General features: G+C 70.7%; 15 protein-coding genes and 1 tRNA gene. 5 read left to right on the plus strand and 11 right to left on the minus strand.

Annotation, left to right across the window (positions count from 1 at the left end; genetic code table 11):
• Positions 1-59: 59 nt before the first annotated feature.
• The 10 genes from ACFW16_RS11830 to ACFW16_RS11875 form a co-directional block, all read right to left on the minus strand.
• Complete coding sequence (locus tag ACFW16_RS11830) at positions 60-719, minus strand: phosphoribosylanthranilate isomerase (protein WP_380305063.1); 660 nt, start codon at positions 717-719, stop codon at positions 60-62.
• Positions 716-1,468 carry an orotidine-5'-phosphate decarboxylase gene (gene pyrF, locus ACFW16_RS11835; protein WP_380305065.1) on the minus strand — a complete coding sequence of 251 codons (753 nt, stop codon included), beginning with the start codon at positions 1,466-1,468 and terminating at the stop codon, positions 716-718. Before pyrF ends, ACFW16_RS11830 begins: the two co-directional genes overlap by 4 nt.
• Positions 1,465-2,601, minus strand: a complete 1,137-nt coding sequence (locus ACFW16_RS11840; protein WP_380305067.1) for an NAD(P)/FAD-dependent oxidoreductase — start codon at positions 2,599-2,601, stop codon at positions 1,465-1,467. Before ACFW16_RS11840 ends, pyrF begins: the two co-directional genes overlap by 4 nt.
• Before the next feature lie 13 nt (positions 2,602-2,614).
• The gene (locus ACFW16_RS11845) at positions 2,615-2,863 is read right to left on the minus strand and encodes a toxin-antitoxin system HicB family antitoxin (protein ID WP_380305068.1); all 249 of its coding nucleotides are present in this window, start codon (positions 2,861-2,863) and stop codon (positions 2,615-2,617) included.
• Positions 2,864-3,077: 214 nt separating this feature from the next.
• A complete protein-coding gene (locus ACFW16_RS11850) occupies positions 3,078-4,025 on the minus strand; it encodes an ornithine cyclodeaminase family protein (RefSeq protein ID WP_380305070.1) in 948 nt (315 codons plus the stop codon).
• A gap of 10 nt (positions 4,026-4,035) precedes the next feature.
• Positions 4,036-4,392, minus strand: coding sequence for a lipopolysaccharide assembly protein LapA domain-containing protein (locus ACFW16_RS11855; protein WP_380305072.1), 357 nt, complete (start codon positions 4,390-4,392; stop codon positions 4,036-4,038).
• A gap of 43 nt (positions 4,393-4,435) precedes the next feature.
• The gene (locus ACFW16_RS11860) at positions 4,436-4,720 is read right to left on the minus strand and encodes an integration host factor subunit beta (RefSeq protein WP_342235324.1); all 285 of its coding nucleotides are present in this window, start codon (positions 4,718-4,720) and stop codon (positions 4,436-4,438) included.
• 149 nt (positions 4,721-4,869) lie between these two features.
• Entirely contained in the window at positions 4,870-6,168 is a 1,299-nt protein-coding gene (locus ACFW16_RS11865) for an MFS transporter (RefSeq protein ID WP_380305074.1), read from the minus strand.
• Between the two features lie 166 nt (positions 6,169-6,334).
• A complete protein-coding gene (rpsA, locus tag ACFW16_RS11870; protein WP_380305076.1) occupies positions 6,335-8,062 on the minus strand; it encodes a 30S ribosomal protein S1 in 1,728 nt (575 codons plus the stop codon).
• Between the two features lie 123 nt (positions 8,063-8,185).
• On the minus strand, positions 8,186-8,830 hold the full coding sequence (locus ACFW16_RS11875; protein WP_380305078.1) for a (d)CMP kinase: 645 nt from the start codon (positions 8,828-8,830) through the stop codon (positions 8,186-8,188).
• 237 nt (positions 8,831-9,067) lie between these two features.
• On the opposite strand from ACFW16_RS11875, the gene ACFW16_RS11880 reads away from it, so the two are divergent.
• Both ACFW16_RS11880 and ACFW16_RS11885 read left to right on the plus strand, forming a co-directional pair.
• Positions 9,068-9,538, plus strand: coding sequence for a TIGR02300 family protein (locus ACFW16_RS11880; protein ID WP_380305080.1), 471 nt, complete (start codon positions 9,068-9,070; stop codon positions 9,536-9,538).
• Between the two features lie 116 nt (positions 9,539-9,654).
• A tRNA-Ala gene (locus tag ACFW16_RS11885) sits at positions 9,655-9,730 on the plus strand.
• Positions 9,731-9,776: 46 nt separating this feature from the next.
• On the opposite strand, the gene ACFW16_RS11890 is transcribed toward ACFW16_RS11885, so the two are convergent.
• Positions 9,777-10,484, minus strand: a complete 708-nt coding sequence (locus ACFW16_RS11890; RefSeq protein ID WP_380305082.1) for a GntR family transcriptional regulator — start codon at positions 10,482-10,484, stop codon at positions 9,777-9,779.
• A 33-nt stretch (positions 10,485-10,517) separates the two neighbouring features.
• Between ACFW16_RS11890 and ACFW16_RS11895 the strand changes: the two genes are divergently transcribed.
• Genes ACFW16_RS11895 through ACFW16_RS11905 form a run of 3 tightly spaced genes read left to right on the plus strand, consistent with a single transcriptional unit; the run spans position 10,518 to position 13,816 of the window.
• The gene (locus ACFW16_RS11895) at positions 10,518-11,423 is read left to right on the plus strand and encodes an alpha/beta hydrolase (RefSeq protein WP_380305084.1); all 906 of its coding nucleotides are present in this window, start codon (positions 10,518-10,520) and stop codon (positions 11,421-11,423) included.
• Between the two features lie 18 nt (positions 11,424-11,441).
• Positions 11,442-12,989: an ABC transporter substrate-binding protein gene (locus ACFW16_RS11900; RefSeq protein ID WP_380305086.1), complete on the plus strand. Its 1,548-nt coding sequence runs from the start codon at positions 11,442-11,444 to the stop codon at positions 12,987-12,989.
• A complete protein-coding gene (locus ACFW16_RS11905) occupies positions 12,986-13,816 on the plus strand; it encodes a carbon-nitrogen hydrolase family protein (protein WP_380305088.1) in 831 nt (276 codons plus the stop codon). Before ACFW16_RS11900 ends, ACFW16_RS11905 begins: the two co-directional genes overlap by 4 nt.
• The last annotated feature ends 22 nt before the right edge of the window (positions 13,817-13,838 follow it).

The following is a 13,838-nucleotide window of genomic DNA, read 5'->3' on the forward strand; positions in this document are numbered from 1 at the left end:
TTGTGGCGAATGCCCGAGGCGCGCGCATCGCAGACCCGCATGGAGTGCAGGGCGGGCGGTCAGACCTTGGCGTCGGCCAGGGCCCGGACCGCGGCGAGGAAGCGCTGCACCCGCTCCGGGGTCTTGTGGCCCGGGCGCTCCTCGATGCTGGAGGAGACGTCGACCACGGTGGCGCCGGTGCGGGCCACCGCCTCGGCGACATTGGCCTCGGTCAGGCCGCCGGCCAGCATCCAGGGTTTCGACCAGGTCCGGCCGGACAGGATCGACCAGTCGAAGGCCAGGCCGTTGCCGCCCGGCAGGGCCGTGACGCCCGGGGGCGGCTTGGCGTCGAACAGCAGCCGGTCGGCCACCGCCTCATAGGCCGGGATCGCGGCCAGGTCGTCGACGGTCGCGATCTTGACCGCCTTCATCACCGGCATGGCCCAGCGGCCGCGGATCTCGGCCACCCGCTCCGGCGTCTCGGCGCCGTGCAGCTGGATCATGTCGAGCGGCACCCGGCCGAGCACGGAGGCGAGCTCGTCCTCCGTCGGGTCGACGAACAGGCCGACGCTGCGCAGCCCCGTCGGCACCTGGCGCGCCAGCTCGGCGCCCAGATCCGGCGCCACCGACCGCGGGCTGGGCGGGTAGAAGTTCAAGCCGACCCAGCGGGCCCCATGCTTCGCCGCAGCCTCGAGCACCTCGGGGGTGCGGATGCCGCAGATCTTGGCTTCGACGGTCATGACTCAGGAGTCTGGGGTGCCGCGGCCTCGGCATCAAGCGCGAGGCCGAGCTGGGCCGCTATGTCGCGCGCCGCGGCGGCGGGGTCGGCGGCGCCGGTGATCGGGCGGCCGATGACGAGATGGGTGGCGCCCGCCTCCATCGCCTCCTTCGGCGTCATCACCCGCTTCTGGTCGCCGGCGGCCGCGCCGGGCGGGCGGATGCCGGGCACCATCAGCACGGTCGAGGGCTTCAGGATGCGGCGCAGCCGGGCGATCTCGGTCGGGGCGCAGACGATGCCATCGAGGCCGCTCGATTCGGCCAGCCGGGCCAGACGCTCGACCTGGCCTGCGACCTCCATCCCCTGCCCCACCGCCTCGAGATCGGCGACGTCGAGGCTGGTCAGCACGGTGACGCCCAGCAGCTTCGGCCGCGGCACGCCCAGCTTGTCCGCCTCGCTCGCAGCCGCCTCGGCCGCCGCCTGCATCATCGCCCGGCCGCCGGCGGCGTGGAGGGTGATGTAGGTCGGGGACAGCGGCACCACCGAGCGGATCGCGCCGGCCACGGTGTTCGGGATGTCGTGCAGCTTGATGTCGAGGAACAGCGGCACGCCGGTGGGCCGGGCCGCCCGCACCCCTTCCGGCCCCGCCGCCATGAAGAATTCGAGGCCGAGCTTGATGCCGCCGACGGCGTTTGCGACCAGGCCGGTGAGCCGCTTCGCCTCGTCCAGCGTCGGCGCGTCGATGGCGCAGAAAACCGGATTCGTGGTCATGCTCGATCTCCCTCCGCCGGCAGGTGGCCGGCCGCCCAGGACGTCAACTCGTCGGCGGCGCGCCGGCCGAGCACGCCGTCGGCCACTGCCCGGCCGATCAGCGCCCCGAACTTGAAGCCGTGGCCCGAGCAGGGGCTGACCAGCCAGGCCCGGCCGCGCCGCTCCAGCACGAAGCGGCTGTCCGCGGTGAAGATATAGCGGCAGGGGCGGGCTTCGAGAATGCGATACTCGTCAAGGCTGCGCAGCACCGGCCGATAGCGCTCGCGGAAGGCCTCCGCCTCCCCCGCCGCGACGGCCGGGTCGGCCTCGGGGTCGGCCCGGCGCTTCCAGGCGCCGACGCCGATCTTCAGCCGGGTGCCGCCGACCGGCGGGATCGCCCAATGGTCGTCGGGGAAGCCGCAATCGATGATGCCCGGCGCCGCGGCCCAGGCGGCGGCGACTTCGGCCGGCGGATCGAGATAGACCACGAGCTGGCGGTAGGGCGTGAGCCGCCCGGCCAGGTCCGGGAACAGCCCGCCGACCCAGGCGCCGGCCGTGACCACGACCGAATCGGCCTGCAGGGTCTCGCCCGAGGCCAGGGTGCCCGAGGCCAAGGTGACGGTGCCGGCCTCGGCATCGACCGCCCGGACCGGCGCGTCCGGCCGCAGCGTCACGCCGGCGGCGCGGCACAGATCGACCAGGGTCGCGACGATGCGGTCGGCGAACAGCACGCCGCCCTCGGGCATGAACAGGCCCCAGCGGATGCCGTCCGGGATCAGGAACGGGAAGCGGCGTGCCAGCTCGTCCGGCGGCAGCAGCTCATAGGCGGCGCCGAGCGCGTCGAGCGGGGCGCGGCAGCCATCGGCCCAGTCGCCCTCGGCCCGGCTGAAGGCGATCGAGCCGCAATTCTCGTAGTGGCGCACGCCGGCGGCGGCCCAGACCTCGTCCCAGGCGGCATAGGCGTCGAGCGCCATGCGGGTGTAGCCGGGCCGGCCAGGATAGAGGGCGCGGATCAGCCGGTGGCTGTCCCAGGAAGCCGCCGACGGGTTCGGGATCGGCCCGCGCTCCAGCAGCGTGACGGCCTCTCCGGCCCGGGCCAGGTGCCAGGCGGCGGCCAGCCCCATCACCCCGGCGCCGACGACGATGCTGGTCATGCTGTCTTCCCGATCAGGATTCGATCTGGTCGTCGGCCCGCGGCGGATTGCCGATGCCGGCCTTCTCCAGAACGGCTTTGGCCCGGCCGGGCGCGACACGGGCGGCCCGCGCGGCGAAGTAGCGTTCCGCCTCCGCCTGGGCACCGACTCGGGAGGCCACGGCCACCGCGATGAACTGGTTCAGGCTGACGCCGGCCTCCGCTGCCTGGGCCGCTGCCTTGTCCTTCAGATCGTCCGGCAATCGCAGGGGAAAGACGCTCATGTCCTGATCCTCTTGAGAACCGTCCCAGGCCGCTCGACGGCGATGCCGATCATCTGCGACGCCGCCTCATTCAAGCACACTCGCACCCCACACTGTCATGCCCGGGCTTGACCCGGGCATCCATGGAATGTCGATGCCGCTCCGGGGGGCCCCTGGATTGCCGGGTCAAGCCCGGCAATGACAGAAAGGGGAAGCGCGTGCGTGATCCGCTTTGCTAAGCCCCCTGCCCTTCCAGCGTCGCGACCGCCAGGCGGGCGGCGGCGAGGTCCTCGAGGGCGGTGCCGACCGATTTGAACAGGGTGATCTCGTCCGGCGAGCCACGGCCCGCCGCGGTGCCGCGGGTCAGGTCGTGCAGGTCGGCCAGGATCGCGTCCGCGCCGATCACCCCGGCCTGGATCGGCTGCAGCAGGTCGCCGGCCTCGGCCAGCGCGCCGGCGCGGGTGTCGACGAAGATCCGCGCCCGGCGCACCGCCTCGTCGTCGCTCTCGCGCATCGCGGGCAGATAGGCGCCGGCGAGGTCGAGATGGGCGCCCGGCTGCAGCCAGGCGCCGCGCACGATCGGCTGGCGCGACTGGGTGGCGCAGGAGACCAGGTCGGCCGCGCGCACCGCCGCCTCGAGGTCGGCGACGGCACGGACCGGCAGGCCCTCCGCCGCCAGTGTCTTCGCGAGCTCCGCCGACTGCTCCGGCCGGCGTGTCCAGATCGCGATGTCGGTGAGCGGCCGCACCGCGGCATGGGCGCGGATGAAATGCGGCGCCAAAGCCCCGGCGCCGACCATCACCATGCGCGACGCGTCCGGCCGGGCCAGATAGTCGGCGGCCAGCGCCGAGGCCGCGGCGGTGCGGCGGTTGGTCAGCGTCGGCCCGTCCATGATCGCCCGTGGCACGCCGGTGGCGCCGTCGAGCAGCAGGTAGGAGCCGACGATGAAGGGCAGGTCCTTCGCCGGGTTGCCCGGCATCAGCGACACCAGCTTGATGCCGATCGCCTGCTCACGCTCCCAGGCCGGCATGATCAGCAGGGTGGCGTCGCCGGCCGCGGTCGGCATGGTGTGGTGGTGGCGCAACGGTGCCTCCACCTCGCGACGGAAGGCCTGGCGCAGCGCCTCGATCAGGGCGCGTGTGTCGATCGCCCGGTCCAGGGCGGCAGCGTCGATGGCGAGCATGATGATGTCTTCAGCGCTGGCCGGCGGCAGGCAGGGCCGGGCGGGCCGGATCGCCGTTGCGGTTGGCGGTGGCCGGGATGCCGGGGCGCTGCCGCGCCTTCAGCCCCTCCAGATCCTTCTGGGTCGCGGCCAGCCGGGTCTCCAGCCGGCGCATGCGCAGGCCGGTGGCAAAGCGGCCGAACCAGAGGACGAGGCCGCCGATCACGACGCCGAACAGCAGCGGCAGCAGCGCCACCAGATAGACCGGCGCGTCGATCCGGAACGGCAGCGGCCAGAGGCCGAGCGTCACCGCCTCCCGGTTGCTGATCGCGAAGGACAGCAGCAGCAGGGCGAAGGGGATGGTGACGATCCAGGCGATGTACCGCACGGGCTATCCCTCGTGGTGGGCCGGGCCCGGCGTCGCCGGCCCGTCAGTCATCGGTGTTCAGCCGCTCGCGCAGCTGCTTGCCGGTCTTGAAGAACGGCACCAGCTTCTCCGACACGTCGACCGCCACGCCGGTGCGCGGGTTGCGCCCGGTGCGGGCGTCGCGGCGCTTCACCGAGAAGGCGCCGAAGCCGCGCAGCTCGACCCGCTGGCCTTCCGCCAGCGCCGCGGTGATCCGGTCGAAGATGGTGGTGACGATGCGCTCGACGTCACGCTGGTAGAGATGCGGATTGCGCTCGGCAAGCCGCATGATCAGTTCGGACTTGGTCATGTCTCCCGAATCCCTGTCCGCCGCCTTTTTGTCGACACGGGTCACAGCCGCATCGCCTCGCTTGAGTTGACGGCAGCCGGATGGTGCCAGCACGGCCGCGCGAAAGCAAGGGCAAGTGCTTCTGGACAAAGGGATTTCCGCCCCGAGGATCACTCCGCCGGGCGCATCTCCGGGGCCGTGCCGCGACGGCCGCGGACCACCAGCAGGGTCGCGACCAGGCCGCACAGCGCCGCGAAGGACACCCACAGCCCGGGCATCGCCGAATTGCCGGTGGCGTGGATCAGCCAGGTGCAGATCGCCGGGGTGAAGCCGCCGAAGGTCGCGGTGGCCAGGCTGTAGGCCAGCGAGAAGCCGCTGGTGCGCACATCCTCCGGCATGATCTCGGTCAGGAACGGGATCATCGCGCCGTTGTAGCTGCCGTAAAGGAAGGACAGCCACAGCTCGACCTCCAGCAGCCGGCCGAAGGACGGGGCGTCGACCAGCCACAGCATCGCCGGATAGGCGGTGACCAGCATCAGCACGGTGCAGGCAACCAGAATGGGCGTGCGGCCGACGCGGTCGGACAGGGCGCCGGAGAGTGGCAGCCAGATCAGGTTGGTGATGCCGATGCACAGCGTCACCACCAGGCTGTCGATGCCGGCCAGGTGCAGCGCCTGGTTGCCGAAGGTCGGGGTATAGGCGGTGATCAGGTAGAAGCTGACCGTGGTCATCGTCACCAGCATCATGCCGAGCAGGACGATGGCCCAGTTGTCGGCCAGCGAGCGCAGGATCTGCGACACGGTCGGGCGGCGGTGCGCCCGGGCCTGGAAGGCCTCGGTCTCCTGCAGCGAGCGGCGCAGCAGGAAGATCAGCGGCACGATCAGGCAGCCGACCAGCAGCGGCACCCGCCAGCCCCACAGGGCGACCTGGTCCGGCGGCAGCAGCGCGCTGAGCAGCACGCCGAGGAGGGCGGCGACGATCACGGCCACCTGCTGGCTGCCCGACTGCCATGCGGTATAGAGGCCCTTGTTTCCCGGCGTCGCGATCTCGGCCAGATAGACCGAGACGCCGCCGAGCTCGACCCCGGCCGAGAAGCCCTGCAGCAGCCGGCCGAGCAGGACCAGGACGGGCGCCAGCAGGCCCAGGGTCTCGTAGCCCGGCAGCAGACCGATGGTCAGGGTGCCGACCGCCATCAGCCCGAGCGTCAAGAGAAGGCCGGCGCGCCGCCCGTGCCGGTCGATATAGGCGCCGAGCACCAGGGCGCCGAGCGGCCGCATCAGGAACCCGGCTCCGAAGGTGCCGAGCGACAGCATCAGCGAAGCGAACTCGTTCCCGGTCGGGAAGAAGACCTTGGCGATGTACGCGGCGTAGTAGCCGTAGACCATGAAGTCGTACATCTCCAGGAAGTTGCCGCTGGAGACGCGGAGGACGGCCATCGCCTTCGATCGGGAGGTCGCGGCTGCGCTCATGATGGGGCCTTTCGGAATCGGAACCGGCGCTTTCTTTCCCCCCGATCCCGTCCCTCGGCTTCTGAAGGCCGGTTGTCAATGGCCGGATTGGTCGAAGCTGAGCCCAAAAAGGAAAAGGCCCGCCTCCTTGCGGAGGCGGGCCCGGCCGAGGCCGTGAGGCCCAGGCTTACTTCTCTTCGGTCGTATTCTCGCGCGCCTTGCGCAGGGCAGCGCCGAGGATGTCACCCAGCGAGGCGCCCGAGTCGGACGAGCCGTACTCGGCCATCGCCTGCTTCTCCTCCTCGACCTCCTTGGCCTTGATGGAGAGCGAGACCTTGCGGGCGGCGCGGTCGACCTGCATCACCTTGGCGTCGACCTTGTCGCCGACGGAGAAGCGGTCCGGCCGCTGCTCCGACCGGTCGCGCGACAGGTCGGACTTGCGGATGAAGCCGATCAGCCCGTCGCCGACCGAGACCTCGACACCGCCGTCGTTCACTTCCGTGACCGTGCCGGTGACGACCTCACCCTTGCGCAGGCCGCCGGTGGTGGCCGCCTTCTCGAAGGTGTCCTCGGTGAGCTGCTTCATGCCGAGGCTGATGCGCTCCTTCTCGACGTCGACGTCGAGGACCTTGACCTTGACCTGGTCGCCCTTCTTGAACTCCTGGATCGCCTCTTCGCCCGGACGGTCCCAGGCGATGTCGGAGAGGTGAACCATGCCGTCGATCTCGCCCGGCAGGCCGACGAACAGACCGAATTCGGTGATGTTCTTGACCTCGCCCTCGAGCTCGGTGCCGGCCGGGTACTTCTCGGCGAACACCTCCCACGGGTTCGGCAGGCACTGCTTCAGCCCGAGGCTGATGCGGCGCTTCACCGGATCGACGTCGAGCACCATCACCTCGACCTCCTGGGAGGTGGAGACGATCTTGCCCGGGTGGACGTTCTTCTTGGTCCAGCTCATCTCCGAGACATGGACCAGGCCTTCGATGCCCGGCTCCAGCTCGACGAAGGCGCCGTAGTCGGTGATGTTGGTCACGCGGCCGCGGAAGCGGGCACCCGCCGGGTACTTGGCGACCACGCCCTCCCACGGATCGGCCTCGAGCTGCTTCATGCCGAGGCTGATGCGCTGGGTCTCCGGGTTGAAGCGGACGACCTGGACCTTGACGGCCTGGCCGATCTGCAGCGCCTCGGACGGGTGGTTGATGCGGCGCCACGCGATGTCGGTGACGTGCAGCAGGCCGTCCACGCCGCCCAGATCGACGAAGGCGCCGTAGTCGGTGATGTTCTTGACCACGCCCTCGAGGACCTGGCCTTCCTTGAGGTTGGCGACCAGCTCGGAGCGGGCCTCGGCGCGGCTCTCCTCGAGCACGGCGCGGCGCGACACCACGATGTTGCCGCGCGAGCGGTCCATCTTGAGGATCTGGAACGGCTGCGGCGTGCCCATCAGCGGGCTGATGTCGCGCACCGGCCGGATGTCGACCTGGCTGCCCGGCAGGAAGGCGACGGCGCCGTTCAGGTCGACGGTGAAGCCGCCCTTGACCTTGCCGAAGATCACGCCGGTGACGCGCAGCTGATCGGTGAACGACTTCTCGAGCGCGGTCCAGGCCTCTTCACGCTTGGCCTTCTCGCGGGACAGCACGGCCTCGCCGTTCTTGTCCTCCATGCGCTCGATGAACACCTCGACGGTGTCCCCCGGGACGAGCTCGACCTGCTGGCCCGGAACGGCGAATTCCTTGAGCGCCACGCGCCCCTCGGACTTCAGCCCCACATCGATCAGCACCATGTCGTTGTCGACCGAGATCACCCGGCCCTTGACGACGGTACCCTCGAAGCTCTCGGACTGGCCGAGCGACTCCTCGAGAAGGGCGGCGAAGCTTTCCCTCTCGGTCGATTTGACGGCGGCGGAACTAGTAGCCATGAAAACTCCCGTTAGAGACAAACCGGTCGCCGCGCCGGCGGGTCGTCCCGCCTGGGAGAGCGCGATGTCCGGGTCGGGCCCGATGCCCGAATCTCCATCATTCGATCGACGACGGCCCGAGGGTCAGACGGCGTCGCGCGGGGGGCCGATCCGGCGGGACACATAAGCCAGAGCCTGATCGAACACCTGGTCCGCCGTCAGCTGGCTCGTATCCAACAGAAAAGCGTCGCTCGCCGGGACCAATGGGGCCACGGCGCGGCGACGGTCGCGCTCGTCTCTCTGTCTCAGGTCGTCGAGGACCTCCTTGTATATAGACTGGTGGCCGCGGTCCCGCAACTCCTTCCACCGGCGCGCGGCGCGGGTCTCCAGCGTGGCGGTGACGAAGATCTTGGCCGGGGCGTCCGGGCAGATCACCGTGCCGATGTCGCGGCCGTCGAGGACCGCCCCCGGCGGATGCGCGGCGAAACGGCGCTGGAAGTCGAGCAGCGCGGTGCGCACCCCGGGGATGGCGGAGACCCGGCTGGCCGCCTGGGCCGCGGCGTCGCCGCGCAGATCGGGGTCCCCGAGCGTCGCCGGGTCCAGCGCCAGCACCGCGGCGAGGCCGGCGATCGGATCGTCCGGGCTGCCGCCGGCGCGCAGCACGGCGACGCCGACGGCGCGGTACAGCAGGCCGGTGTCGAGATGATCGAAGCCGTAGGCGGCAGCCAGGCGGCGGGCCAGCGTGCCCTTCCCCGAGGCGGCGGTGCCGTCGATGGCGATGACGGTCATGCCGCCGGCTTCCAGGCGCCGGACGGGCGCGAGATCACGAGTTGCAAGGCGACCTTCCCCATCACCGGCCCCGGGTTGCGTCCCGGGGCGAGAGCTGCCGAACCCGCGGGCTGATAGCATGGCAGGGACGGCGGTGGAACGGCGAGCCGCGATCATCGCGGCGTTTTGTTTTTGACAGCCGGCATTCCGCGTGGCAGATGGCGCCCTCTATCCCGACATGACCCGAGGAGGCTCGGCGTGGCGAAGCCTGAATGGGGCGCCAAGCGCATCTGCCACAATTGCGGGGCCCGCTACTACGATCTGCAGCGTGACCCGATCATCTGCCCGAAATGCGGCACCGAGTACGACCCGGAGGCCTTCCTGAAGTCGCGCCGGTCGCGCTCGACCATCATCGACGAGCCGGTCGAGAAGGTGCGCGCCGTCAAGAACGACAGCGACGCGTTGCTCGAGGACGAGACCGAGGAGGAAGAGGCCGTCGAGGACGAGGCGGCCGAAGAGGTCGAGGTGATCGACGAGGGCGACCTCGACGAGACCTTGGTCGAGGAGGACGAGGACGTCCCCGTCAAGGAGAAGGCGCCGGCCGACGAGTTCGACGCCGAGGAGGATCTCGGCGAGGACGAGGACGTTCTGATCGAGGACGCCGACGACCTCGCGGAAGAGGATGTCGACGTCGAAATCGAGGATGACGGCGAGGAGCGGAACCGCTGATCGCGGGGCCAGAAAAAATCCCGCAAAAAACCTCTTGCATAGGCGGGGCGGTTGAATAATATCCGCCCCCGCCGACGCCACCCGGAAAACACGCCGGACGCGTCGCCCAGAGTTTCGGGGCCATAGCTCAGCTGGGAGAGCGCTACAATGGCATTGTAGAGGTCAGGAGTTCGATCCTCCTTGGCTCCACCAAGACAGGGCCCAGCCGGCAACGGCTGGGCCCTTTCTGTTCGGGCCCTCACCGCCGGTTGATGTGGTGGTCGATCAGTTGCCGCAGCACCGCCGCGTCGCGGGCGCGGATGGCGGCGACCATGGCGTGGTGCTCCTGCGCGCTCAGGCGCAAGCCCGCCAGGGTGAACCAGCGGCCGGTGGTGCCGGACTGGCCGCGCTCGCGCATGTCGTGGATCAGCGCCGCCAGCACCGGGTTGCCGGCGATGTCGTAGAGCCGGCGGTGGAAGGCGTAGTTCAGCTCGGTCCGGGTCGGCGGGTCGGCGGTCTCGATCGCCTGCTCGAAGCGCGCGGCGATGTCGCCGAGCTCCGCCAGGTCGGCCGCGGTCGCCCGCGCCACCACCGGCTCCGCCGCGCCGGTCTCCAGGATCGTCCGCACCGCCTTCAGATGCAGCAGTTCCTCCGGGTCCGGGGCCGCCACCCGGAAGCCGCTGTTGACCTTGTGCTCGACCAGCCGGCGGTTCTTCAGCTCGACCAGCGCCTGCCGCACCTCGAAGCGGTTGGCCTCGTAGCGCTCCTGCAGGTCGATCTGCTTCAGCCACTCCCCGGCCCGGTAGACGCCGTAGAGGATGTCGTCCCGGATCGCCTCGACCAGCGTCTCGACCCGCCCCCGGTCCATGCCCTGCCGCTTCATCTTCTTCGGTGTCTCGTTCTGCGCCTGCTTGCGGCCCTTGTAGCATGCCGGGTTGTCGTCCGCGATTTTGACGTCTATCGTCACGGAAAAATTGGCGCCAATTTTGGAGAATGCCAGATGGCCGATGGCGGCGTGCCGAAGGCGGATCTCGAAACCGGGCGTGCGGCGGGTCCCGGAGCGGCAGTGCGGCCTGCGCCGGCCGGTCCGCGTCGGACAGGCACCACGCCCCTGCTCTCCTGCCGGGCCGATCCGCGCTTCGGCTACAGCCTGTTCGTCCCGCCCCGTCTGCGCGGGACCGACCGGGTGCCGCTGCTGGTGTCGGTGCATGGCAGCCTGCGGGGCGTGGAGTCGAGCCGCGACGCCTTTGCCGACTTCGCCCGCTGGCACGGCGCCGTGGTGCTGGCGCCGCTGTTCCCGGCCGACCCGCTCGGCGACGGCAACGAGGACGGCTACAAATACATGGTCGAGGGCGACATCCGGTACGACCGGCTGCTGCTGACCATGGTGGCGGAGGCCGAGGCGCGCACCGGCCTGGGCTTCGACCGCTTCTGCCTGGCGGGCTTCTCCGGTGGCGCCCATTTCGCCCACCGCTTCCTGTATCTGCATCCGGAGCGGCTGCGCGCCGTGTCGATCGGCGCGCCGGGATCGGTCACGCTGATCGACCCGAAGCGCGACTGGTGGGTCGGCACGCGCGACATGGAGCGGCTGTTTGGCCGCGCCCCGGATCTGGAGACGATGCGCCGGGTGCCGGTGCATCTGGCGATCGGCGACAGCGACCTGGAGACGGCGTCGATCACCCACCGCCCCGGCAGCCGGCACTGGATGGAGGACGCCAACCGCGCCGGGGCCAACCGCATCGCCCGGCTGACCAGCCTGCGCCGCAACCTGCAGGCCCATGGCCTGGCGGTGCGGCACGACATCATCCCCGGCGCCGCCCATGATTTCGCGGCGGTGGCGGAGCGGGCGCGCGACTTCTTCCACGACGTGCTCGGCCCCGGCCGGGCACCCACTTTCGGCTCATAACCACAAACAGGGGGCAGAATGAACCGGCTCATGCTTCTGGCCACGGCGGCGGCGCTTGCGGCCCTCCCCGCGGCAGCCGAGACGCCGCCACGCGGCGGCACCATCAGCACCGTGCTGTCGGCCGACATCCGCAGCACCAATCCCGGCGTCGACCGCGACGGCGCCACCGACATCGTGCACCAGCACATCGTCGAGGGGCTGGTCGGGTTCCGCGAGGACCTGGAGGTCGGGCCGATGCTGGCCGATCGCTGGGACGTGTCGCCGGACGGCAGGACCTACACCTTCCACCTGCGCCGCGGGGTGAGGTTCCAGAACGGCGCCACCATGACCTCGGCCGAGGTGAAATGGTCCTGGGACCGGCTGATGGACCCGGCCACGAAATGGCGCTGCCGCGACGTCTACACCGGCGACAACGGGCTGAAGGTCGAGAGCGTGACGGCGCCGGACCCGGACACCGTGGTCTATGTCCTGGACCGGCCGAGCGCCGGGTTCCTGTACAACCTGGCGCGGATGGATTGCGGCGGCACGCCGGTGCTGCATCCGTCCTCGGTCAAGCCGGACGGCAGCTGGGACAAGCCGGTCGGCACCGGCCCCTTCATCCTGTCCGACTGGCGGCCCGGGCAGTACATCGAGCTGACCCGGTTCGACGGCTACACCCCGCGCGACGACGCGATGAGCGGCTATGTCGGCCGCAAGGAGGTGTTCGTCGACAAGGTCCGCTTCAACGTCATGCCGGATTCGGCGGCGAAACTGACGGCGCTGCAGGCCGGCGCGCTGGACACCGCGCCCTTGGAATCGCAGGACCGGATCCAGCTGCGGGAGAATCCGGCCTTCGCGGTGCAGTCCAGCATCACCCCGGGCTGGGAGGCGCTGATCCTGCACTCCGAGGATCCGATCCTGCAGGACAGGCGGGTGCGGCAGGCGATCGTGATGGCGCTGGACCGCGCCGCCATCGCCGAGGCCGTCACCTTCGGCGGCTCCAAATTCCAGGCGACGCCGGTGCCGGAGTTCAGCCCCTACCACTCCCAGGCCCAGACCGACGCCCTGCCCTACGACCCGGAGCGGGCCAAGGCCCTGCTGGCCGAGGCCGGCTACAAGGGCCAGCGCATCGTCATGACCGCGAACAAGCGCTATGCCGAGATGTATGATTGCGGCGTGCTGATGCAGGACATGCTGCGCAGCGTCGGGCTGAACATCGAGCTCGAGGTGCTGGAATGGACCGCCCAGCTGGACGCGTACCAGACCGGCAAGTTCCAGACCCAGTCCTTCTCCTACTCGCCGCGGCTAGACCCGCTGGGCCAGTGGGAGCGGATCATCGGGCCGCAGCCGCGCAAGATCTGGAAGGACCCGCGCGCCATCGACCTGCTGGCCCAGGCCAACGCCACCACCGACCGGGCGCAGATGCAATCGGTGCTGGACCGGATCGGCCGGCTGTTCACCGAGGAGGTGCCGGCCGCCAGCCTGTATCTGCACGCCTCGGACTACGCCGTGGCCAAGCGAATCGAAGGCTTCAAGGTCTGGCCGGCCGACGCGCCGCGCTACTGGAACGTCCGGGTGGTCAAATGACCGTGATCCGCGCCGCCTGCATCCAGCTGAATGTCGGCCCCGAGGTCGGCCCCAACCTCGCCGCCGCCGGCCCCTTGATCCGCGACGCCGCCGCCCGCGGCGCGACGCTGATCACCCTGCCGGAGGTGGCGGATGCGATCATCGAGGACCCGGCGCTGCTGCGCGAGCGGGCGCAGCCGGAGGAGCGTCACGAGGCGCTGGCCGGCTACCGCGCCCTGGCGCGGGAGACCGGGACGGCGCTGCTGCTCGGCTCCGCCGTGGTGCGCACGGACGGGCCGCGCTTCGCCAACCGCTCCTACCTGCTCGGCCCCGATGGGGCGATCCTGGCCCGCTATGACAAGATCCACCTCTACGACGCCGATTTGCCGGACGGCGAGGTGCATCGCGAGAGCGCGCAGTTCGCGCCCGGCGGCACCGCGGTGGTGGCGCGGCTGCCGGGCGGCGGCCGGCTAGGGCTGACCATCTGCTACGACCTGCGCTTCCCGCAGCTGCACCGGGCCCTGGCCAAGGCGGGGGCCGAGATCCTGGCGGTGCCCGCCGCCTTCGCCTGCGCCACCGGCGCCGCGCATTGGGAGGTGCTGCTGCGGGCCCGGGCGATCGAGACCGGCTGCTTCGTCCTGGCCCCGGCCCAGACCGGCACGCATCACCTGGGCCGCCGCACCTGGGGCCATTCGCTGATCGTATCGCCCTGGGGCGAGGTGCTGGCCGATGCCGGGACCGAGGTTGGGGCGATCCTGGCCGATCTCGACCTCGATCGCGTCCGCGCCGCCCGCGCGGCCCTGCCGACGCTGACGCACGACCGGCCATTCGAGGTGGTGGAGGCCTGAACGCGCCCTCGCCGTAGATGGC

The sequence above is a fragment of the Inquilinus sp. NPDC058860 genome, from assembly GCF_042743185.1.
GTDB lineage: Bacteria > Pseudomonadota > Alphaproteobacteria > DSM-16000 > Inquilinaceae > Inquilinus.

What these genes read in the sequence shown, in the direction of transcription:
- ACFW16_RS11830 (WP_380305063.1), bottom strand. Translation starts at nt 719, where the DNA reads ATGACCGTCGAAGCCAAGATCTGCGGCATCCGCACCCCCGAGGTGCTC.
- ACFW16_RS11905 (WP_380305088.1), top strand. Translation starts at nt 12,986, where the DNA reads ATGACCGTGATCCGCGCCGCCTGCATCCAGCTGAATGTCGGCCCCGAG.
- ACFW16_RS11845 (WP_380305068.1), bottom strand. Translation starts at nt 2,863, where the DNA reads ATGAGCGTCTTTCCCCTGCGATTGCCGGACGATCTGAAGGACAAGGCA.
- rpsA (WP_380305076.1), bottom strand. Translation starts at nt 8,062, where the DNA reads ATGGCTACTAGTTCCGCCGCCGTCAAATCGACCGAGAGGGAAAGCTTC.
- ACFW16_RS11865 (WP_380305074.1), bottom strand. Translation starts at nt 6,168, where the DNA reads ATGAGCGCAGCCGCGACCTCCCGATCGAAGGCGATGGCCGTCCTCCGC.
- ACFW16_RS11895 (WP_380305084.1), top strand. Translation starts at nt 10,518, where the DNA reads ATGGCCGATGGCGGCGTGCCGAAGGCGGATCTCGAAACCGGGCGTGCG.
- pyrF (WP_380305065.1), bottom strand. Translation starts at nt 1,468, where the DNA reads ATGACCACGAATCCGGTTTTCTGCGCCATCGACGCGCCGACGCTGGAC.
- ACFW16_RS11900 (WP_380305086.1), top strand. Translation starts at nt 11,442, where the DNA reads ATGAACCGGCTCATGCTTCTGGCCACGGCGGCGGCGCTTGCGGCCCTC.
- ACFW16_RS11840 (WP_380305067.1), bottom strand. Translation starts at nt 2,601, where the DNA reads ATGACCAGCATCGTCGTCGGCGCCGGGGTGATGGGGCTGGCCGCCGCC.
- ACFW16_RS11850 (WP_380305070.1), bottom strand. Translation starts at nt 4,025, where the DNA reads ATGCTCGCCATCGACGCTGCCGCCCTGGACCGGGCGATCGACACACGC.
- ACFW16_RS11875 (WP_380305078.1), bottom strand. Translation starts at nt 8,830, where the DNA reads ATGACCGTCATCGCCATCGACGGCACCGCCGCCTCGGGGAAGGGCACG.
- ACFW16_RS11860 (WP_342235324.1), bottom strand. Translation starts at nt 4,720, where the DNA reads ATGACCAAGTCCGAACTGATCATGCGGCTTGCCGAGCGCAATCCGCAT.